Origin of the sequence: Limosilactobacillus gastricus DSM 16045, from assembly GCF_001434365.1 — a bacterium.
Classification (GTDB): domain Bacteria; phylum Bacillota; class Bacilli; order Lactobacillales; family Lactobacillaceae; genus Limosilactobacillus; species Limosilactobacillus gastricus.
This window is the reverse complement of the sequence record NZ_AZFN01000052.1, coordinates 1-930: the sequence shown is the minus strand read 5'-3', so window position 1 is coordinate 930 and position 930 is coordinate 1. Positions and strand designations below refer to the sequence as shown.

The 930-nt window shown below is 35.9% G+C and carries 2 protein-coding genes; both read left to right on the top strand.

The window, feature by feature from the left end; genetic code table 11:
• Positions 1-51: 51 nt before the first annotated feature.
• Positions 52-579: a helix-turn-helix domain-containing protein gene (locus tag FC60_RS09115; RefSeq protein ID WP_056938051.1), complete on the top strand. Its 528-nt coding sequence runs from the start codon at positions 52-54 to the stop codon at positions 577-579.
• The coding region (locus FC60_RS09860) for an IS3 family transposase (protein ID WP_156399322.1) at positions 504-930 on the top strand (427 nt) is incomplete at its 3' end. The genes FC60_RS09115 and FC60_RS09860, both read left to right, overlap by 76 nt.

Genomic DNA, 930 nt, shown 5'->3' with positions numbered 1-930 from the left:
AGAAGTGAACCCCCTAAGTTGGACAGATAAATCCAACTTAGGGGGTTTCTTATGACCAAATTTTCATTTGAATTGAAATTAAAGATAGTTGAACAGTACCTTAGCGGTACTTCTAGCACTGCTCTCGCAAAACGTTATGGAGTTAAGAATAGCTCGAACATTACTACTTGGGTAGCTCGTTATCGTAAGTATGGGATCAATGGACTTAAAATACGATCACCAAAATATGATTATGATGGTAAATTCAAGATCAAGGTTTTAAACTGGAGAAAAGAAAATCAGGCCTCGTATCCAGAGACAGCTCTAAAGTTTGATATTAGCAATGCTGGGACAATTGCAATGTGGCAGCGGAAGTTTAATAAAGGTGGGCTACAGGCCTTGTTCACTAGAAGAGGAAGGTCTAAGCACGTGACTACTAACCACAATAGACAATATGAAAAAAACGATTTAAGTGAGCTCGAACGTCTTAAAATGGAAAACCGAGCTTTACGTGTAGAAAATGAATATTTAAAAAAACTAGATGCCTTAATTCAGAAGCGCGGTCATCACAAGAAGAATATCAAATCATCCAAGGATTAAGGCACAAGTTTGGATTTAAATTAACTGAGATCTTATCATATAGTTCGATTAAGCGAAGTACCTTTTATCACCAGGCTAATCGTACTAATGACATTTCAGTTTCCGAAAGGAAACTAATTGATGAAATCAAAGACATTAAAAGTAAACATAAAGATTACGGTTATCGCAGAGTGACTGATGAACTTTATAATCGCGGATTCAAAGTAAATCATAAGCATGTGTTACGAATTATGCAGGAAAATGATTTACTAGCTGAAATGTATAATAAGCAGACGCGTAAATATAACTCTTCAATTGGTCCGCAAGGTAAGAAAGCCAAAAATAAGATTCATCGTCGCTTTGAATCTGATC